This window comes from Streptococcus sp. AM28-20 (assembly GCF_003603595.1).
GTDB lineage: Bacteria > Bacillota > Bacilli > Lactobacillales > Streptococcaceae > Streptococcus > Streptococcus ilei.
On the sequence record NZ_QTNK01000003.1, the window covers coordinates 201,798 to 223,344 of the forward strand.

A 21,547-nucleotide genomic window follows, 5' to 3' on the forward strand; every position below is an offset into this window, starting at 1 on the left:
AATGCTATAATATACCAAAGGAGTATAGGAAAATGAAAAAAATTCTGTATGTTCTATTTGCAGTGATGACCTGTCTATTTGTAACGGGTCTTGTCAAGGCGGATGGTCCTTCCTATGAGATTCAGTCTTATCGGGGGACTTTAATCTTGGAAACTTGGGACGATGCTACTTATGAGGAAGAATTGGTCTATCATTTTACAACTTCCTATAATGGTCAATATGTCACCTTGGGATCAGCGGGTAAAATGCCTCAAGGTTTTGAAATAGTAACTCCTCCCCTGGTGGAAGTAGAAGGCAGAACCTTGTCACAAGAACCAGAAGTTCAAAATTTAGGTGATGGTTATCAGGTTAAGATTTACAATGGCGGAAGCGCAGGGGATACTGTTAAGGTGAAGGTTACCTGGCAGTTAAAAAACCTGCTCTATGTTCATCGGGATATCTTGTTATTGAACTGGAAGCCGATCAGTGATGGGGATCAGGGGGTCAAAAAAGTAGAGTTACAGATTATCCCGAAATTTGCTTCAGAGGTTTCAAAATCAGAATTAAATATTCATACATCTTATATGGGTCCAGATGCATCGATACAGAAGGAAGGTGCCAACTATATTGCGAGCTTAAAAAATTTAAAGCGCAAAGAAGGTGTTGAAATTTATGCTTACTGGTTGAAATCGGATGTAGCTTCCTTTGGGGAATCAGATAGAGATACAGGCTTGATGGAGGAGGACAACTATTATCGGACGGAAGCTGGAATTGTTCAAAAACGGACCTGGATTCGCCTATTTATGAAGGTCCTACTTCCAATCCTTGTTCTGCTTTTCCTTCTTCTTGCTATTTATTATCGTCATCGCTTCATGCAATCTGTTACTTCTACCAAGGTTTTTCCGAAAAATAGTCGCTTGTATGAGATTCCAAATAACGTTGCGCCTCTACTAATGGCTTCAATAGTTTATTCTACAGAGCTAGATGAAATCTCTCCAACCAAAAAACACGCTCGGGGAGCCTTTAAATTTGATCAGTTGGTGCAAGCTACCTTACTTGATTTGATTGATCGAAAAAATATCATCTGTGAGCAATACGACACACATACAGTTTTAACGATTCAAAATGAAGATACATTGGATGAATTTGAGCGAGAGTTTCTTAGACTTGCATTCGGTTCTCAAAAATATTGTAGAACAGATGACTTGTTTTCAGATTATGAAATTTCAGATTCCCTCTATAAATACGCTTCTAAGAAAGACCAAGATGAGATTCGCGAGCGAGGAAAACAAGCACAAAATCGGATTGATGCAGCGATTTCTCGTGTCGCTCAAGCTGTTCAGCAGAAGATCCGAACATTTACCCTTCCTTCTTATTATCGTCCCTTAGAGGCTGGGGAGGAAAGTGCAGGACGTAAAAGTCTCTTCTTTGGATGGGCTGCGTGGAGCATTGCCTTGGTAGCTGGTATAGTAGCTTATGTTGTCTTAAACTGGCTCTCTATCTTTTGCGTGATATATGTGTTAGTGATGTGGATCCTTCAGACATCCTTCCAAGGGAAGTTCAGCCTCTATCAACGGGATGGGGTCCCAACGGAGCTCGGGGCTGAGCAACGCTATTATTGGGATAGTTTCCGTAATATGTTGCGGGATATCGCTCATTTGGAAGAAGCAGAAATTCAATCGCTGGTTTTATGGAATCGCTTATTAGTCTATGCTACTTTGTTTGGTTTTGCAGATCAAGTAAGCAAAGTGATGAAACTTCGTCAAATCCACTTAGAGAACCCAAGTATGGATGCCTATGTCTACACTCCGTTTCGTAGTAATCTAATCCATTCCAGCCGTCTCTTGTCTAATTATGGAACGACTGCTACGACCGCTAGTCATTTCACAGTATCGTCAGGCGGAAGTTCAGGGGGTGGTTTCTCTGGCGGAGGCGGAGGCGGAGGCTTCGGTGCTTTTTAGAGTCACAAATGTGTCGGCTAGCCAATCTTGTGTGTACAATTTCATAGGAGGCTGGGACAAAAGTCCTAGCCTCTCAATTGTCTTTGGATTGTCGAGCAAGACGCAGTGGTTGAGTGGGCTCTACTAGGCTGATTTCATCAGCTTTTACAGCCCTACTCAACTGTGCGGAGGTGGGACGACGAAATCGAATTCTAACGAATGACCGATTTCTGTCCCACTCTCTTTTAGTCTATGCATCCTTGCGATGCATCTGGTTCTATAGCTAGAAATGTGTTATAATATAGCAAATGTAAGTTTAGGAGAAAAAGATGTTTATCATTGAACTGATAAAAGCGATTCTTTTTGGAATCGTTGAAGGAGTCACAGAGTGGCTTCCAATCTCAAGTACAGGTCATTTGATTTTGATTCAAGACTTTATCCAGTTTAAGGATCAAACCCCTGCCTTTATGGAGATGTTTAATGTCGTTATTCAGCTTGGTGCCATTATGGCTGTCGTTGTGATTTACTTTGACAAGCTGTATCCATTTAAGCCTGGAAAATCGAAAAAAGAGGTGAGACGGACTTGGCAGTTGTGGGCCAAGGTTGCTGTGGCGACCCTACCATTGCTCTTTGTCTTTAAATTGGATGATTGGTTTGAAGCTCATTTTCATAACTCTTTTTCTGTAGCCATCATGCTGATCACCTATGGTTGGGCCTTTATTTACCTTGAAAAGCGCGAACAAGTAGAGCCGGAAGTGACGGAATTACACAAGTTGCCTTATAAGACAGCTCTCTATATTGGTTTGTTCCAAGTCTTGTCGCTTTTTCCAGGAACCAGTCGGTCAGGTGCAACAATTGTAGGTGGTTTGGTCAATGGAGTTAGTCGCTCAGTTGTGACAGAATTTACCTTTTATCTGGGGATTCCTGCCATGTTTGGGGCTAGTCTATTAAAGGTCGCTAAGTTTGTCTTGGGAGGAAATGCGTTAAGCTTCAGCCAAGGAACAATCCTTTTAGTTGCTATGGCGGTAGCCTTCGGTGTTAGTATGGTAGCGATTCGCTTCTTGACAGACTATGTCAAAACTCATGACTTCACAGTCTTTGGGAAATATCGGATTGTTCTGGGAGCGATTTTGCTCGTCTACGCAGTGATTAAAATCTTTATCTAATAATGAAATTGGAGTGCTTCTGCCTTTTCTTCAAACTGCTATGTTTGCGGGGGAGGAAGTGCTCTTTTGTTTAAGTCTTGTTTCCTATCTAAGGAGGGGGTCATGTTTTGAAAAATATGTCCCTTTTTAGTATAATAGAAAGACTAATAGTATGAGGTGCAGTCATGAAGATGAAGCAAATCAGTGATTCAACCATTAAAATCACGATTCAATTAGAGGATTTAGAAGAACGGGGCATGGAAATGGCCGATTTTTTGGTGCCTCAAGAAAAAACAGAAGAATTTTTCTATACCATCTTAGATGAATTAGAAATGCCAGAAAGTTTCTTAGACAGTGGCATGTTGAGTTTTCGAGTGACACCTAAGCCAGATAAACTCGATGTTTTTGTGACCAAATCAAAAATTGATCAGCATTTAAATTTTGAAGATTTTTCCGATTTGCCTGATATGGAAGAATTGTCGCAAATGTCTCCGGACGAATTTATCAAAACCTTGGAAAAAACCATCTCTGAAAAGAGTAAGGGAGACGGCGATGCGATCCGTCATTTAGAAGCTGAGGAATTGGCTGACGAAAATCAGCTTTCAGAAGAAGATACATCGAATCATCCAGTAGATACACGGTATATTTATTATATCCTCCAGTTTTCTCAGTTAGAAGAAGTGATTCGGTTTACAAAAACAGTTCATTATGCTGTTGAGACTTCTGAACTTTATAAAATGGACGGGATGTACTATTTAACCATCCTGATCGATTTGGAAGGGTGTCCGCAGGATTATCCAGGTTGGCTTTTGGCAACCATGCGTGAATATGCGGAAGATACAGATACTACTAGAGCTGTCCTTCAGGAACATGGCCATCTCTTGCTCGTCTCAGATGCTATTCACGAACTTCAAAAGGTTAATTTGGTATGATTACTTTTCCGTTACAATTTATCCTGGTCCTGATTGCAACTTTTTTGATCAGTTTGATTCTAACTCCCTTTGTGAGGTTATTGGCGTTTAAAATAGATGCCGTAGACTATCCAAATGCGCGTCGGATCAATAAGAAACCCATGCCCAGCGCTGGTGGTTTAGCTATTATTCTTGCTTTTACCATTGCAACCGTCATTTTGTTGCCGATGATTACAAAGGGGCATGTAACTAAGACATCTTATCTGACCTATACCGTACCAGTTGTCGTTGGAGGATGGATTATTGGACTGACTGGTTTAGTCGATGACATAAAAGAATTATCACCGCGGTTAAAGATGCTGGGGATTTTCCTAGGAGCTAGTGTGATCTGGTTTTTTACAGATTTTCGCTTAAATGATTTCAAGATACCTTTCGGGGGACCATTTCTTCATTTTGATCCTTGGTTATCGTATATTTTAACAGTCATTTGGATCATTTCTATTACCAATGCAGTCAACCTAATTGATGGTTTGGATGGCCTGGTCAGTGGAGTTTCGATTATTTCCTTGGTGACGATGGGGATTGTTTCTCATTTCTTTCTCCCAGTGCCCAATCTCTTTTTGACCATGACGATTTTTGTCTTAGTCATGGCCATTGCTGGTTTCTTCCCCTTTAATTATCATCCAGCGATTCTTTATTTAGGGGATACAGGAGCCCTCTTCATTGGTTTTATGATCTCTGTTTTGTCCTTGCAAGGTCTTAAGAATGCGACAGCTGTTGCGGTTGTTACGCCGATGATTATCTTGGGAGTTCCAATTACGGATACCTTTTTAGCAATTGTCCGTCGGACTCTCTCTGGTCAGAAGTTTTATGCACCAGATCGGAATCACTTGCACCATCGTTTACTTTCTTTGGGCTTAACGCATCGCGGAACCGTTTTGGTTATCTATGGGATTTCGATGATTTTTGCTATGATCTCTCTGCTGTTGAATATCTCTACTCGTATCGGCGGAGTTCTTCTTGTCATTGGTTTGGTATTAGGGGTTGAGCTCTTAGCGGAATTAATTGGAGTCCTAGGTCCTCACCATAGTCCGCTCCTCAATTGTTTACGCTATATAGGGAATTCTGCCTATCGAGAGGAAGTTCGACAAAATAGAAAAAATAAGACTAAATAAGAACGATTCTAAACACAAGAAAAGCCTTTTAGGCTTTTTTTTGTTATACTAGATAAGACAAAACTCTATAGCAGAAAGGAATACAAATGTCAGTATTAGAGATTAAAGATCTTCATGTAGAAATTGAAGGCAAGGAAATTTTAAAAGGTGTGAACTTGACCCTTAGAACAGGAGAAATCGCAGCCATTATGGGTCCTAACGGAACAGGGAAATCAACCCTATCTGCAGCCATTATGGGGAATCCAAACTATGAAGTTACCAAAGGTGAAATTCTATTTGATGGCGTAAATATCCTTGAGTTGGAAGTGGATGAGCGTGCTCGTATGGGACTTTTCCTTGCTATGCAATATCCATCAGAAATTCCAGGAATTACCAATGCTGAATTCCTTCGTGCAGCTATGAATGCTGGAAAAGAAGAGGACGAAAAAATTTCTGTTCGTGATTTTATCACAAAATTGGATGAAAAAATGGAACTTCTCAACATGAAGGAAGAAATGGCAGAGCGTTATTTGAATGAAGGCTTCTCAGGTGGTGAGAAAAAACGCAATGAAATTCTGCAATTGTTGATGTTGGAACCGAAGTTTGCTCTTCTTGATGAGATTGACTCTGGTTTGGATATTGATGCCCTTAAAGTGGTTTCAAAAGGGGTCAATGAAATGCGTGGCGAAGGTTTCGGTGCTATGATCATTACCCACTACCAACGTCTCCTAAACTATATTACTCCTGATGTGGTTCACGTGATGATGGAAGGTCGTGTGGTCCTTTCAGGTGGTCCTGAACTTGCTGTGCGTTTGGAACGTGAAGGATACGCGAAATTAGCAGAAGAGTTAGGTTATGACTACAAAGAAGAACTCTAATCTTGTGTCAACAACTGAACAGGATCTTTGAGGAGGAGTAAATGACCAAAGAAAATATCAAACTTTTTTCAGAAATGCATGCAGAGCCTCAATGGTTGCAAGAGTTGCGCCAGAAGGCTTTTGATAAAATGGATGACTTAGAACTACCTGTGATTGAACGTGTGAAATTTCATCGTTGGAATCTTGGGGATGGAACGATCACAGAAAGTGAACCACTCACTGCTGTGCCAGACTTCACTGCGATTGACAATCAATTAAAATTGGTTCAGTATGGGACCCATACAGTATTTGAACAGATTCCAGTTGACTTGGCGAACCAGGGGGTCATCTTTACAGATTTCCACACAGCCTTGGAAGAAATTCCGGAGGTCATAAAAGAATTTTTCATGTCATCTGTTAAATACGATGATGACAAGTTAGCGGCTTACCACACAGCCTACTTTAACAGTGGTGCTGTTCTCTATATTCCAGATAATGTAGAAATTGCGGAACCAATCGAGGGTGTATTCTACCAAGATAGTGATAGCGATGTGCCATTTAACAAGCACATCCTGATTATCGCTGGTAAAAACAGTAAGATTAGCTATCTAGAACGCTTAGAATCTCGCGGAGAGGGAAGCGCTAAAGCAGCTGCTAATATCACGGTTGAAGTGATTGCTCGTTCTGGAGCGCAAGTGAAGTTTGCAGCGATTGATCGCCTCGGTGAGAATGTTACTGCCTACATTAGTCGCCGTGGCAAACTAGGCAAGGATGCTAGCATTGACTGGGCTATCGGTGTCATGAACGAAGGAAATGTCGTTGCTGACTTTGATAGTGACTTGATAGGAAATGGAAGCCATGCAGACCTTAAGGTTGTAGCCTTATCTAGTGGGCGTCAAATTCAAGGGATTGATACCCGTGTAACCAACTATGGTTGCAATTCAGTCGGGAATATTCTCCAACATGGTGTCATTCTTGAAAAGGCAACCTTGACCTTTAACGGGATTGGCCACATTATCAAGGGAGCTAAGGGAGCGGATGCCCAACAAGAAAGCCGTGTGTTAATGCTTTCTGATCAAGCTCGTTCCGATGCCAATCCAATTCTTTTGATTGATGAGAACGATGTGACAGCAGGTCACGCGGCTTCTATTGGTCAAGTGGACCCTGAAGATATGTATTATTTGATGAGTCGTGGCTTGGATCAAGCAACTGCAGAACGCCTAGTGGTTCGTGGCTTCCTTGGATCAGTGATTGTGGAAATTCCAGTCAAAGAAGTTCGTGAAGAAATGATCCAAACCATTGAAGATAAATTATTGAAGAGATAAAGATGATAGATGTCGAAAAGATTCGGAAAGATTTCCCGATTTTAGATCAAATTGTGAATGATGAGCCACTTGTCTATTTGGATAATGCAGCGACGACACAAAAACCAAAAGCTGTCTTAGAAGCTGTGAATCGATATTACCAAGAGGATAATGCTAATGTTCACCGCGGGGTCCATACCTTGGCCGAACGGGCGACTGCTTCCTACGAAGCAGCAAGAGAAACTGTCCGTCGCTTTATAAACGCTTCCTCAACCAAAGAGGTCTTGTTTACAAGAGGGACCACGACAGGTTTGAATTGGATTGGTCGGTTTGCAGAAGAAATCCTAGAAGAGGGGGATGAGGTTCTCATTTCCATTATGGAACACCATTCCAATATTCTTCCTTGGCAGGAAGCTTGTCGGAAGGCAGGAGCAAAACTGGTGTATGTCTATTTGAAAGACGGTGGTCTGGATCTAGAGGATTTCCGAAAAAAATTGACAGATCGAACCAAGTTTGTTTCCATTGCTCATGCCTCTAATGTACTCGGGGTGATAAATCCTGTCCAAGAAATCGCTCAATTGGCCCATGAAAAAGGAGCCATTGTGGTAGTGGATGGGGCTCAATCAGTCCCTCATATGAAAATAGATGTTCAAAAACTAGATGCAGACTTCTTTGTCTTTTCGGGCCATAAAATGGCTGGACCTACAGGGATTGGAGTCTTGTATGGAAAAGAGCAATATCTCAACCAAATGTCACCTGTTGAATTTGGTGGAGAAATGATTGACTTTGTCTATGAACAATCAGCAACCTGGAAGGAACTTCCTTGGAAATTCGAAGCAGGGACTCCCAATATGGCTGGCGCCATTGGTTTGGCTGCGGCGATTGATTATTTGGAGGCTATTGGCATGGATGAGATTGAGCGTCACGAGCAAGACTTGATTGCCTATGTCTTTCCCAAACTTCAGGCGATTGAAGGCTTGAAAATTTATGGCTCCCAAGATTTAGCGAAACGTTCAGGGGTGATTTCCTTCAATTTAGGGGATTTGCATCCTCATGATCTTGCGACTGCCTTGGATTATGAAGGGGTTGCCGTTCGGGCAGGCCACCATTGTGCTCAACCTTTGATCCATTATTTGGAGGTTCCGGCGACTGCTCGAGCTAGCTTTTATCTTTACAATACAAAAGAAGACTGCGATAAGCTTGTAGAAGCGCTGATAAAAACAAAGGAGTTTTTCAATGGCACTTTCTAAATTAGATAGCCTCTATATGGCGGTAGTGGCTGACCATTCAAAAAATCCCCATCATCATGGAAAGATTGAAGGAGTTGAACAAATCAACCTGAACAATCCTACCTGTGGGGATGTGATTAGTTTGTCTGTTCAGTTTGATGATAATGGAGTAGTCAAGGATATTGCCTTTGTCAACTCAGGTTGTACGATTTCGACGGCTTCTGCTAGTATGATGACGGATGTTGTCCTAGGAAAAACCAAGGAAGAAGTGCTAGAGTTAGCGACTATTTTTTCAGAAATGGTCCAAGGCAAAGAAGATGCCTGTCAAGACCAGTTGGGAGATGCTGCTTTTTTAGCTGGGGTTGCTAAATTCCCGCAACGGATCAAGTGTTCGACCCTAGCATGGAATGCTCTCAAAAAAGCAATTGATTCTCAATCGTAATGATGCATAAGAGTGTGCAAATTCTAGTGTGCCCTTTAACCGATTTTCTTCTTACTTAATTGACTCAAAACTCGGATGCTTATGATCAAGACTAGAAGATGAATCATATGGAAAGAGCGCAAAAAAGAAACTGAAAGGAAAGATATGACAGAAGAAAGAGTAGAACCAAAACCAATTGATCTTGGTGAATATAAATTTGGCTTTCACGATGATGTAGACCCGATCTTGTCGACAGGAAAAGGGTTGAATGAATCAGTTATTCGTGAGTTATCTGCTGCGAAAAATGAGCCGGAATGGATGCTGGAGTTCCGTTTGAAGTCCTATGAAGCATTTAAAAAAATGCCTATGCAAACATGGGGGGCAGACTTGTCAGATATTGATTTTGATGATTTGATTTACTATCAAAAACCATCTGATAAACCTGCACGTAGCTGGGATGAAGTGCCCGAAAAAATCAAGGAGACCTTTGAACGGATTGGGATTCCAGAAGCAGAGCGTGCTTACTTGGCTGGAGCAGCAGCTCAGTATGAATCTGAAGTGGTTTACCACAATATGAAGGAAGAATTTGAGAAGTTAGGAATCATCTTTACCGATACAGATTCTGCCTTGAAGGAATATCCAGACTTGTTCAAGCAATACTTTGCTAAGTTGGTACCTCCGACAGATAACAAGTTAGCAGCCCTCAACTCCGCAGTATGGTCAGGCGGAACCTTTATCTATGTACCGAAGGGTGTAAAGGTAGATGTTCCTTTGCAGACTTACTTCCGAATTAACAATGAAAATACAGGTCAGTTTGAGCGGACCTTAATTATTGTCGATGAAGGAGCAAGTGTCCACTATGTAGAAGGATGTACAGCGCCAACTTATTCAAGTAACAGCTTGCATGCTGCTATTGTCGAAATCTTTGCCTTGGATGGCGCTTATATGCGTTATACAACTATCCAAAACTGGTCTGATAACGTTTATAACTTGGTAACGAAACGGGCCAAAGCGATGAAAGATGCGACGGTCGAATGGATCGATGGGAACCTCGGTGCCAAAACGACCATGAAATACCCATCAGTTTACCTAGATGGAGAAGGTGCGCGTGGGACCATGTTGTCGATCGCTTTTGCCAATGCTGGGCAACACCAAGATACAGGTGCTAAAATGATCCACAATGCTCCTCACACGAGCTCTTCAATTGTTTCGAAATCTATTGCTAAAGGTGGAGGAAAGGTTGACTACCGTGGACAAGTGACCTTCAATAAAGATTCAGCGAAATCGGTTAGTCACATCGAGTGTGATACCATTATTATGGATGACTTGTCTGCATCTGACACCATTCCATTTAATGAAATCCATAATTCACAAGTTGCATTGGAACACGAAGCTAAGGTCTCAAAAATTTCAGAAGAACAATTGTATTACCTCATGAGTCGAGGTTTGTCAGAATCTGAGGCGACTGAAATGATTGTCATGGGATTTGTAGAGCCCTTCACCAAAGAACTTCCGATGGAATATGCAGTTGAGCTTAACCGCTTGATTAGCTATGAAATGGAAGGATCTGTCGGCTAAGAGGATAAAAGGAGAAGTAAATGGGATTCTTAAAAAAATTATTTGGTAATGTTGAAAAAGCGAATAAGGGCGAAATTCTTGCAGAGGAAATTGTTCCCCCATTTACAAACGATCTAGCCGAAGAAGCGGATGATTATTGGAGACAAATGGAACAAAATCTCTTGATTAATGCTGTGAAGGCTGTTGGTGGCCCTGATAAAGCTGATCGTGCCTTTATGCTAGTGAATTTTAAGCCAGGTCAAGAAACATTTGACTTGTATTATCAAGTTGATGGGAAATTAATTTCTTGGCAAGAATTAGATCCACCGCTTGTGGAAAAAATCCGTCTTCAACTCTTGCCGCAAGCTTCAGCTGTAGCCCATGCAGTAAATGAAAATTACGAAGCTGCGAATGTTCCTGTGATTAGCTACGCCATGCTTCAATTAGAAACAGCGACCATGGCTTGGTTTGGTCGTAAATTAACAACAGCTACTCCTGAAGCTAGCTTATCTTTTGAAGAATTGGTAGCAGGTTGGCGTGGGGTGATTGAAGAAGGAATCCCGACTCATCCAATAGACAGTGACACTGCTTTTCCTTATTTCGAAGTTCGATAGAAGTTCTATTGATTGATTCAACTAAACAAAGAGGCTGGGACAAAAGTCCTAGCCTCTCAATTGTCTTTGGATTGTCGAGCAAGACGCAGTGGTTGAGTGGGCTCTACTAGGCTGATTTCATCAGCTTTTACAGCCCTACTCAACTGTGCGGAGGTGGGACGACGAAATCGAATTCGAACGAATTACCGATTTCTGTCCCACTCTCTTTTGTTTATTAGTATTTATAGCTTTTCGTTAACGTAACGAACAAATTGATTCCACCATACCTTTAAGAAGAAACTTTTTTGGATATTTTCTCCGCTCACCATTTCCATACTAGGAGCTTTACCTTCGATATACCCTCGCCCGATGGGTTCTGGGTCGGTGTAGGTAAGGGTCCCTAAGGAAGTACCTTTCTTTAAGGGAGCGCTAAAAGAAGGTTGGCTGCTTTCGAAGGTGATTTTAGGTTCTGCTTGACTTCCTTGCCGTTCGATCACGATGAAGTCATCCTTGGCAACAGCAATAGCGCTGGTTTTCTTGCCATCAAGAACCGTTGATTTGCTGTTGTTGTAGGCTTCGCCTTTGCTGACAATCAAGCTTGCAATGAAGTTCTGGCTCACATAATTCATCAGGTTGGCTGTTGCAACAAATCGTGCGTAGGGATCTCCATCGATTGCCTCAACACCAATGACAACGGTAATCATTCGAATACCGTTTTGGTTAGTAGAAGCTACAAATGAAATGCCTCCTTTTTCGGAATTTCCAGTTTTTAGACCATCCACTCCTGCTCGATAGCTGGGCATGTTCTCTAGCATATAATTGCTGCTTTCCAATTGAATTCCAGCAAATTCTGCATGGGAAAGGGAGGTGATTTTGGTAACTTCAGGGTAGTCTTCTAAGAGATGTTTTGCGATGACTGCAACATCATAAGCACTCAGCTTGTTTTCAGTATTCTTCTTTTTAGATTCCTTATTATCGTCAATAAGGGCTTGATCCAGTCCGCTGGCATTTACAATGGTGGCGTCTTTAATCCCCCATTTCTTTAGTTTTGCTTGCATGAGGATGATAAATTTTTCCTCGCTTCCAGCTACTTTTTCAGCTAAGGCGATGGCAGCGCTATTGGCGTTTGATACAAGGAGAGCAGTGAGCAGGTCTTTAACCTTGTACTTGCGAGCTTCCATGGGGACGTTACTGATTCCTTCGATAGCTGTTAGTTGGTAGGCTTTGTCCGAAATCTCCACGTCGTCATTTAAAGATAATTTTCCTTGTTGAATGGCTTCATAGACGAGATAAGTGGTCAAAAGGTTGCTGATTCCACCAACCTCTTTTTTCTCTTCGCTATTTTTTTCGTAGAGTATTTTACCTGTTGTCCCATCAATCGCAATAGCATGCTGAGCACCAAGCTCTAGGTCCTCCGCTCTTACAGGAGAAGTACTGAGAAGTGTAAAAAGTAGACAAAGAAGTAAAGTGATTATTTTTTTCACGTTTGAATCCTCGATTGTTTATTGTCTATACTATTGTATCATAAAAGAAGGCAACTGCTCTAATCCTATTTTGACCTCTTAGGACTCAAAGGTCATAGGCAAATTTTAAAGATAGTTGGTAAAATGAGAGAAATAGTGTATAATGGTAGAAAACCTAACATAAGGAGATAGTGATGAAAGTAAATAAACGGTTCGTATTGGCCGCTGTTTCTCTAGCCAGTGCTCTTCTATTGACAGCCTGTGGCGGTGGAAGCAGCAATCAATCTACTTATTCTTATATTTATTCAACAGATCCAAATACTTTGGACTACATTGCATCGACTCGTACAACGACGTCTGATATTACAAGTAACCTTGTTGATGGTTTGTTAGAAAATGATAAATATGGAAATTTAATCCCAAGTTTGGCAGAAGACTGGACTGTTTCGGAAGATGGCTTGGTGTATACCTATAAACTTCGAAAAGATGCAAAATGGTATACCAGTGAGGGAGAAGAGTATGGTTCTGTAACAGCCCAGGACTTTGTGACAGGTATCAAACACGCTGTGGAAGCAAAATCTGAGGGTCTTTTCTTAATCCAAAATTCGATTAAAGGCTTAGATGCATTTGTCAAAGGTGAAACAAAAGATTTCAATACAGTTGGCGTGAAAGCCCTAGATGATTATACCGTTCAATATACCTTGGAACGTCCAGAAAGTTTTTGGAATTCTAAGACGACATCAGGCGTCCTCTTCCCGGTTAACAAAGCTTTCTTAGAATCTCAAGGGAAAGACTTCGGTTCTTTGAAGCCAAGTAGTATTCTCTATAATGGTCCTTATTATTTGAAGAATTTAACTTCAAAATCACAGATTGAACTTGTGAAAAACAAGGAATATTATGATGAAAAGAATGTTCATATTGATCATGTGAAGTTGACCTATAATGACGGATCAGATCCAGAATCTGTCATCAAGAAATTTGAGAATGGACAATATTCATTTGCGACAGTAATGCCAAATAGCTCCACTTATAAGAGTGTGAAAAAGAAATTTGGTGATAATATTGTTTATGGTGTTCAATACGGAACATCATACTACCTCGGATTCAACATTGATCGTCAGAAGTATAACCATACAGCCAAAACAACAGATGCTCAGAAATCGTCCACAAAACAAGCGATTTTAAACAAAGACTTCCGTCAAGCTGTGAATTTTGCCTTTGACCGTGAAGCCTATGCAGCTCAAACATCAGGAGCAGATGCAGCGACCAAAATCCTTCGGAATACCTTGGTTCCACCGACTTTTGTTCAAGTGAATGGCGAAGAGTTCGGTAAGGTTGTTGAGAAACAATTGGTGACCTATGGAGATGAGTGGAAAGATGTAAATCTAGATGATGCCCAAACCACTCTCTACAATCAAGAAAAAGCCAAGGCTGAGTTTGCAAAAGCTAAAGAACAACTGCAAAAAGAAGGGGTAGAATTCCCAATTCATTTGGATTACGTTGTCAGTCAAACGGATAACAGTCAGGTACAACAAGCTAGCTCCTTTAAACAATCCGTAGAAGCTGTTCTCGGTGCAGACAATGTTGTCGTAGATATTCAGAAATTATCTGATGATGACTTTAACAATATTACCTATTTCACAGATACTGCTGCTGAGAAAGATTATGACCTTGCAGGCGGAGGATGGGTTCCAGACTACCAAGATCCATCTACTTATTTAGAGAGTTTAAGTCCTGTTAACGGTTCTGTTTTCTACTATCTAGGTGTGGATGCAGGCTCAAACAGTCCTGCTATTCCAGCAGTTGACTTTGGGAAGTATGCAGAACTCTTAAAAGATGCCAATTCTGAAGTGAATGATCAAGCTTTACGCTATGAGAAATACGCAGCTGCTCAAGCATGGCTAACAGATAGTTCATTGATCTTGCCGACTGTTTCAAATGGTGGAACTCCAATGTTGCAACGGACTGTTCCATATAGTCGTGCGGCTTCATGGGTTGGAACAAAAGGAACTGGAACCAACTATAAATATCTTGAACTTTCAGAAGAAGTCATCAAGACAAAGGATTACGATGCAAGCAAAGAAAAATGGTTAAAAGAAAAGGCTGAATCCAATAAAAAAGCTCAAGAAGAATTAAAGAACCACATCGAATCGAAATAGAAAAAAATAACTAGGATAGTAAGAGTGCATAAGTTTATGTAGGGAAGGAGCCACTAAAAGGATTGATTTTTTAGACAGTCCCCCACTCAGTGGCTCCTTTCACTTGCCAAATATTCAGAAAATTTAGTTTACTTTTTTCCTCACTTATGCTATAATTCTATCTAAATTCAATAAAATGGAGACTCAAAATGAAAAAAAGTAAAGTTTTTGCATTTGCCGGAGTAACATTGCTCGCAGCAACATTCCTTGCAGCATGTTCTGGCTCAAAAGATAGCAAGTCTGCATCAAAAAAAGATACAACATATGGCTATGTTTATAACGATGATCCAACAACTTTGGATTACACTGTATCTTCAAAAGCTTCCGTTCACGACATTACAACTAACGGTGTAGATGGTTTGTTGGCAAACGACAAATACGGCAACCTTGTACCATCTATTGCTGAGGATTGGTCTGTTTCAAAAGACGGCTTGACCTATACTTACAAAATCCGTAAGGGTGTTAAATGGTATGATGCTGATGGTGAAGAGCATGGTGAAGTAACAGCTCATGACTTCGTCACTGGCTTGAAGCATGCGGCAGACAAGAAATCAGAAACTCTTCCGTTAGTTCAAGGTTCAGTTAAAGGATTGAAAGACTATGTAGATGGAAAAATCACTGATTTTTCTCAAGTTGGGGTAAAAGCGGTAGATGACTACACACTTGAATATACCTTGAATCAACCAGAAACTTTCTGGAATTCTAAAACAACCAATGGGGTGCTCATGCCAATCAATGGTGAATTCTTGGAAAGCAAGGGTGACAATTTTGGTCAGCCAGGTGATGTCAAATCAATCTTATTCAATGGCCCATTCCTTTTGAAATCAATCACTTCTAAATCAGAAATTACTTTTGAGAAGAACGAAGACTATTGGGACAAAGACAACGTTCATATCGACAAGATTAAATTGTCTTATTATGACGGATCAGATCAAGATTCCTTGGCGCGTGGTTTTAGCGATGGATCGTACACAGTTGCTCGACTCTTCCCAGCAAGCTCAAACTTTGCTTCTGTAGAAAAGAAATACAAAGACAACATCTACAACACACAACCTGGAGCTGGTGTAGCAGTCTTCGGTTTCAATATTGACCGTCAAGCTTACAACCATACTTCTAAAACATCAGATGAGCAGAAATCTTCTACGAAGAAAGCTATCTTGAACAAGAATTTCCGTCAAGCTATCACCTTTGCCTTGAACCGCGAAAATTATTCAGCGCAAGTCAATGGTAAAGAATATGCTAAGGCTGCTATTCGAAATATGTACACTGCACCTGCCTTTGTTCAAGTAAACGGTAAAGACTTCGGTGATGTTGTAGCTGATAAGTTGCAGACATATGGAGATCAATGGAGTGGTGTAAATCTTGCAGATAGCCAAGATGGTCTTTACAACAAAGATAAAGCAAAAGCTCAGTTCGAAAAAGCAAAAGCAGAACTCCAAAAAGAAGGCGTTCAATTCCCAATCCACTTGGATGTTCCAGTTGTTCAAAGTTCAACAAACTTTGTAGCACGGATGCAATCCTTCAAACAATCAGTTGAAGATACACTTGGAACAGAAAATGTTGTGGTGGACCTTCAAATGATGGACCAAGATGCTATCTTGAATATCACTATTAACGTACCATCTGCAGCGGATGCTGACTGGGATCTTCAAGGGCTTGTAGGCTGGAATCCAGACTATGATGACCCATCAACTTATCTTGATACTTTGCAACCATCTTCTCCTGACCAGACCAAAACTTACCTTGGATTTTCTGGTGGTGTAGATAATGCCTCTGCTAAGGCTGTTGGCTTAGATGAATATGCGAAGTTGCTTGATGATGCAGGAAAAGAAACCCAAGATGTGGTTGCACGTTATGAAAAATACGCAGCAGCGCAAGCTTGGTTAACAGATAGCGCATTGGTAATTCCAACTATGACAAGCTCAGGAGCAGCTACAGTAGTTTCAAAAGTGGTACCATTCTCTGGACCTTCATCACAAACAGGTAATAAAGGTTCAACTTATTTCAAATATGTTGAAGTTCAGGACGAACCGGTTACTAAAAAACAATATGATCAAGCACGTGAAAAATGGTTGAAAGAAAAAGCTGATTCAAACAAAAAAGCTCAGGAAGAACTAGAAAAACACGTCAAATAATCGCCTTCATCAGAACTTTCTCTAATAGGGGAGAAAGTTCTTTTGAACATTAAAGGAACGGAATATGAAAAAATATATATTTATGCGTATTTTGCGTTCGTTAGTGTCGATCTTTTTGGTTACGACATTGACCTATACAATTATTTATACGCTAACCCCAAGAAATTTAATTTTCAAAAACGACCCTAACTATAACAAGATTGCGAAAACAAAAGACTCTAAAATCAATTATGAAAATACAGTCTATGATCGCATGGGGTATATAGAATATCTTGATTCAAAAGCTTTGAAAGAAAAAGCAAGCAAGGAAGACTCATCAGTAACAGTAGAGCCTACTAAAGAAAACGAGAAGATCTACAAAAAGTACATTTCTAACCTTGGAAATGGCTGGGTATTGAAACGTTTCCCTGAAAACAAAGGTTTTTACGCTACTCGTGAAGTCCCTGTCTTTGAACGTGTTATTGGATTCTATGGTAATCTGATTCAGATTGACCATCCAAATGTCATCAAAGATGCTTCTAATCCAAAACTTGAACGCTATATTCGAATTGAAAATGACCCAGCTATTGGTTGGTCAGTAGTTGGTTCGGGGACTAAACATAAATATCTTTTGTATTTCAATGGTCAATTCCCGTTCATTCATCAAAACTTTGTATCCTTAAACTTGGGTGAATCTTACCCAACTTATTCAAATACACCTGTTCTTCAGGTTATTACACAAGGACAAGGTACAACTAAGAAGAGTGAAGTAAACTTCCCAACAGGAATAAAAGAATCTTCTATCAATATCTACTCTCGTACATACAAATCACCAAGCAAGGCAGATGCTCAAGATATCGCCCGCTTTGGTAAAGGAGATGCTTATACAGCAACATTGAGCAACTATGAAAATCCATCCATGATTGTGAGCTCAGCCATTATCGGTTTAATCGGGATTGCGATTGCCTACTTGATTGCTATTCCTTTAGGATCTTATATGGCCTTGTTGAAGAATACTTGGTTTGATAGTGCATCTACGGCAACTTTAACATTTATGATGTCATTGCCGACGATTGCCTTGGTTTACATCGTTCGCTTGGCTGGCTCTTCTATCGGCTTACCAGATTCCTTCCCAGTGTTAGGGGCTCAGGATTGGCGCTCTTATGTACTACCTTCTGTGATTTTGGGTCTCTTGAGTGCACCAGGATTGGCAGTTTGGATTCGCCGTTACATGATCGACTTGCATTCTCAAGACTTTGTCCGTTTTGCACGTGCCAAAGGGCTTTCTGAGAAAGAAATTTCCCGCAAACATATCTTCAAAAACGCCATGGTTCCGATCGTTACAGGGATTCCTGTTCAATTGGTTCTAGTCATTTCAGGGGCAACTTTGACAGAAACTGTCTTTGCCTTCCCTGGTATGGGTAAAATGTTGATTGATTCTATCAAGGCATCCAATAATACCATGGTAGTTGGTCTTGTCTTCATCTTTACTGTTCTTGCTGTATTTGGAGCAATGGCTGGAGATATCCTTATGGTTATGGTAGACCCTCGTATCAAACTAACAACTAAGAAAGGAGGCAAATAATGTCTACAATCGATAAGAAGAAATTCCAATTTGTGGAACGTGATGATTTTGCCTCTGAGACAATTGATGCGCCGTCTTACTCCTATTGGAAATCCGTATTCCGTCAATTCTTCAAAAAGAAATCAACCATTTTGATGTTAGCCGTTTTGGTTGCTATTCTCTTAATGAGTTTTGTATACCCAATGTTTTCAAACTTTGATTACAATGATGTAAGTAAAGTAAATGACTTTACTGCCCGTTTGAATCCGCCAAGCACCAAGGCCTTCTTTGGTACGGATAACAATGGTAAATCCTTGTTTGATGGAGTTTGGTTTGGTGCCCGCAATTCGATTATCATCTCCTTTATTGCTACCTTGATCAACGTTGTGATTGGAGTAGTGATCGGCGGGATTTGGGGTGTGTCAAAATCAATCGACCGCTTCATGATGGAAGTTTATAACGTTATTTCAAATGTTCCATTCATGTTGATTGTTATTGTCTTGACTTACTCAATTGGTGCTGGTTTCTGGAACTTGATTTTGGCGATGACAGTGACAGGATGGATTGGGATTGCTTACTCTATCCGTGTCCAAATTATGCGTTACCGCGATTTAGAGTACAACTTGGCCAGTCGCACCTTGGGTACACCAACCCTTAAAATTGTGACGAAAAATATTTTGCCACAGTTGGTTTCTGTTATTGTGACGACAACTACACAATTGTTGCCAGCCTTTATTTCGACTGAGGCCTTCCTTTCCTTCTTTGGATTGGGATTGCCGATTACAGTTCCAAGTTTAGGTCGTCTTATTTCAGACTACTCACAAAACGTAACAACCAATGCGTATCTTTTCTGGATTCCATTGACAGTCTTAGTCTTGGTATCCTTGTCATTCTATATCGTTGGACAAAATCTTGCAGACGCCAGCGATCCACGTACACATAGATAGGAGGAGTAGATATGACAAATGATAAAAATGTAATCTTATCTGCTCGCGATATCGTAGTAGAATTTGATGTTCGGGATCGTGTCTTAACAGCTATTCGCAATGTCTCTTTGGATCTTGTTGAAGGAGAGGTCATGGCGCTTGTTGGTGAATCAGGTTCTGGTAAATCTGTTTTGACAAAAACTTTTACAGGAATGTTAGAAGAAAACGGACGAATTGCCAATGGGACCATTAATTATCGCGGGCAAGAATTAACAGAACTCAAGTCAAACAAAGATTGGGAAGAAATTCGTGGTGCAAAAATTGCAACGATCTTCCAAGACCCAATGACCAGTTTGGACCCGATTAATACAATCGGATCACAAATTACAGAGGTTATTATTAAACACCAAGGCAAGAGTGCAAAAGAAGCCAGAGAAATGGCTATTGACTATATGGAAAAGGTGGGAATCCCGGAAGCAGAACGTCGCTTTGATGAATATCCTTTCCAATATTCAGGTGGGATGCGCCAACGGATCGTTATTGCTATTGCGCTTGCTTGCCGTCCTGATATCTTGATCTGTGACGAGCCTACAACGGCCCTCGACGTAACTATTCAAGCCCAAATCATTGACTTGTTGAAATCATTGCAAAAAGAATATAACTTTACAACAATATTTATCACCCATGATTTGGGTGTGGTGGCAAGTATTGCAGATAAGGTTGCCGTAATGTATGCTGGTGAAATTGTAGAATTTGGTAAAGTAGAAGAAATTTTCTATGACCCAAGACATCCTTATACATGGAGTCTTCTTTCAAGTTTGCCACAGTTGTCTACTTCTAAGGGTGATTTATTTTCTATCCCAGGGACTCCTCCATCATTGTACTCACCGGTAAAAGGGGATGCCTTTGCTTTGCGCTCAGACTATGCCATGCAAATTGATTTTGAGGAACATCCACCAGTTTTCAAAGTTTCAGATACACATTGGGCTAAAACGTGGCTCTTGCATGAAGATGCACCAAAAGTCAATAAACCAGAAATTATTGATAATCTTCATGAAAAAATAAGTGCAAAAATGGGATTCACTACAATCAAGGACTAGGAGAAGGAAATGACAGAAAAATTAATAGAAGTTAAAGATCTAGAAATTTCCTTCGGTGAAGGAAGTAAAAAATTTGTAGCCGTAAAGAATGCAAATTTCTTCATCAATAAAGGGGAAACATTTTCCCTCGTTGGTGAGTCAGGTAGTGGGAAGACAACAATTGGTCGAGCAATCATTGGTTTGAATGACACTAGTGCAGGTGACATCTTATATGATGGTAAAAAGATCAATGGGAAGCAAAATCGCAAGGATGAAAATGAATTAATCCGAAAGATTCAAATGATCTTCCAAGACCCAGCAGCTAGCTTGAATGAGCGTGCAACAGTCGACTACATTATTTCAGAAGGTTTGTACAATTATCATCTATTCGAAAATGAAGAAGACCGAGTACGTAAAGTAAAAGAGATTATGCATGAAGTGGGTCTTCTAGCAGAACATTTGACTCGTTATCCCCATGAATTCTCTGGTGGACAACGCCAGCGGATTGGTATCGCTCGTGCCTTGGTAATGGAGCCAGAATTTGTTATTGCAGATGAACCAATTTCTGCCCTAGACGTATCCGTACGTGCGCAAGTTTTAAATCTCCTTAAGAAATTCCAAAAAGAGTTGGGCTTGACTTATCTCTTTATAGCACACGATCTTTCAGTAGTTCGTTTTATCTCTGATCGTATTGCGGTTATTTACAAAGGTGTTATTGTAGAAGTAGCTGAAACGGAAGAATTGTTTAACAACCCAATTCATCCTTATACACAATCTCTACTATCGGCAGTTCCGATTCCAGATCCAATTCTAGAACGCAAAAAAGTTCTGAAAGTTTATGATCCTGATCAGCATGATTATTCAACCGACAAACCAGAAATGGTTGAAATCAAGCCAGGACATTACGTTTGGGCAAATAAAGCAGAACAGAAAAAATATAAAGAACTTGTATAATCATAAGAAAACGAGAAGAATCCACTTCTCGTTTTCTATTTTTTTAAAAAAAGAAAAACTTTTTTTAAAAAAATAGAAAAAAGATATTGACAAGGTGAAGTGGACGTGATATACTAATATAGTTGTCGCGCGAGAGCGACAAAGACCTTTGAAAACTGA

General features: G+C 40.5%; 17 protein-coding genes. 16 read left to right on the plus strand and 1 reads right to left on the minus strand.

The features are described from left to right. The first annotated feature begins 32 nt into the window (after window positions 1-32). The 10 genes from DW738_RS09010 (at window position 33) to DW738_RS09060 (ending at window position 11,111) form a co-directional block, all read left to right on the plus strand. Window positions 33-1,940, plus strand: a complete 1,908-nt coding sequence (locus tag DW738_RS09010; protein ID WP_123160852.1) for a DUF2207 domain-containing protein — start codon at window positions 33-35, stop codon at window positions 1,938-1,940. 308 nt (window positions 1,941-2,248) lie between these two features. Then, window positions 2,249-3,085 (plus strand): undecaprenyl-diphosphate phosphatase, encoded by an 837-nt coding sequence (locus DW738_RS09020; RefSeq protein ID WP_123160853.1) that lies wholly within the window; start codon window positions 2,249-2,251, stop codon window positions 3,083-3,085. A gap of 164 nt (window positions 3,086-3,249) precedes the next feature. Further along, window positions 3,250-3,996, plus strand: coding sequence for an adaptor protein MecA (gene mecA / locus DW738_RS09025; RefSeq protein ID WP_120701239.1), 747 nt, complete (start codon window positions 3,250-3,252; stop codon window positions 3,994-3,996). After that, window positions 3,993-5,150, plus strand: a complete 1,158-nt coding sequence (locus DW738_RS09030) for an MraY family glycosyltransferase (RefSeq protein WP_123160854.1) — start codon at window positions 3,993-3,995, stop codon at window positions 5,148-5,150. Before mecA ends, DW738_RS09030 begins: the two co-directional genes overlap by 4 nt. An 86-nt stretch (window positions 5,151-5,236) precedes the next feature. Continuing rightward, window positions 5,237-6,007 (plus strand): Fe-S cluster assembly ATPase SufC, encoded by a 771-nt coding sequence (gene sufC / locus DW738_RS09035; RefSeq protein ID WP_023022208.1) that lies wholly within the window; start codon window positions 5,237-5,239, stop codon window positions 6,005-6,007. 41 nt (window positions 6,008-6,048) lie between these two features. Next, a complete protein-coding gene (sufD, locus tag DW738_RS09040; protein ID WP_123160855.1) occupies window positions 6,049-7,311 on the plus strand; it encodes a Fe-S cluster assembly protein SufD in 1,263 nt (420 codons plus the stop codon). 2 nt (window positions 7,312-7,313) lie between these two features. Next, window positions 7,314-8,540 carry a cysteine desulfurase gene (locus tag DW738_RS09045; RefSeq protein ID WP_123160856.1) on the plus strand — a complete coding sequence of 409 codons (1,227 nt, stop codon included), beginning with the start codon at window positions 7,314-7,316 and terminating at the stop codon, window positions 8,538-8,540. Next, window positions 8,527-8,961 (plus strand): Fe-S cluster assembly sulfur transfer protein SufU, encoded by a 435-nt coding sequence (gene sufU / locus DW738_RS09050; protein ID WP_123160857.1) that lies wholly within the window; start codon window positions 8,527-8,529, stop codon window positions 8,959-8,961. Before DW738_RS09045 ends, sufU begins: the two co-directional genes overlap by 14 nt. A 144-nt stretch (window positions 8,962-9,105) precedes the next feature. Further along, entirely contained in the window at window positions 9,106-10,518 is a 1,413-nt protein-coding gene (sufB, locus tag DW738_RS09055) for a Fe-S cluster assembly protein SufB (protein WP_023022212.1), read from the plus strand. 20 nt (window positions 10,519-10,538) lie between these two features. Beyond that, window positions 10,539-11,111, plus strand: a complete 573-nt coding sequence (locus DW738_RS09060) for a hypothetical protein (RefSeq protein ID WP_123160858.1) — start codon at window positions 10,539-10,541, stop codon at window positions 11,109-11,111. A gap of 221 nt (window positions 11,112-11,332) precedes the next feature. Here the strand turns inward: DW738_RS09060 and pbp3 are convergent, their stop codons facing one another. After that, window positions 11,333-12,565, minus strand: a complete 1,233-nt coding sequence (gene pbp3 / locus DW738_RS09070) for a D-alanyl-D-alanine carboxypeptidase PBP3 (RefSeq protein ID WP_207802008.1) — start codon at window positions 12,563-12,565, stop codon at window positions 11,333-11,335. Window positions 12,566-12,747: 182 nt separating this feature from the next. Here pbp3 and DW738_RS09075 point away from each other — a divergent pair, with 182 nt between their 5' ends. The 6 genes from DW738_RS09075 to DW738_RS09100 all read left to right on the plus strand — a co-directional run bounded on the left by DW738_RS09075 (window position 12,748) and on the right by DW738_RS09100 (window position 21,388). Next, complete coding sequence (locus DW738_RS09075; protein ID WP_123160860.1) at window positions 12,748-14,712, plus strand: peptide ABC transporter substrate-binding protein; 1,965 nt, start codon at window positions 12,748-12,750, stop codon at window positions 14,710-14,712. A gap of 188 nt (window positions 14,713-14,900) precedes the next feature. Beyond that, window positions 14,901-16,886 carry a peptide ABC transporter substrate-binding protein gene (locus DW738_RS09080; RefSeq protein WP_123160861.1) on the plus strand — a complete coding sequence of 662 codons (1,986 nt, stop codon included), beginning with the start codon at window positions 14,901-14,903 and terminating at the stop codon, window positions 16,884-16,886. Window positions 16,887-16,950: 64 nt separating this feature from the next. After that, window positions 16,951-18,450 carry an ABC transporter permease gene (locus tag DW738_RS09085; protein WP_123160862.1) on the plus strand — a complete coding sequence of 500 codons (1,500 nt, stop codon included), beginning with the start codon at window positions 16,951-16,953 and terminating at the stop codon, window positions 18,448-18,450. Further along, window positions 18,450-19,376 carry an oligopeptide ABC transporter permease OppC gene (oppC, locus tag DW738_RS09090; protein WP_023022222.1) on the plus strand — a complete coding sequence of 309 codons (927 nt, stop codon included), beginning with the start codon at window positions 18,450-18,452 and terminating at the stop codon, window positions 19,374-19,376. The genes DW738_RS09085 and oppC overlap by 1 nt, the downstream gene beginning before the upstream one ends. Window positions 19,377-19,387: 11 nt before the next feature. After that, window positions 19,388-20,455, plus strand: coding sequence for an ABC transporter ATP-binding protein (locus DW738_RS09095; RefSeq protein ID WP_023022224.1), 1,068 nt, complete (start codon window positions 19,388-19,390; stop codon window positions 20,453-20,455). Window positions 20,456-20,464: 9 nt separating this feature from the next. Next, entirely contained in the window at window positions 20,465-21,388 is a 924-nt protein-coding gene (locus tag DW738_RS09100; RefSeq protein ID WP_023022226.1) for an ATP-binding cassette domain-containing protein, read from the plus strand. Window positions 21,389-21,547 lie beyond the last annotated feature (159 nt).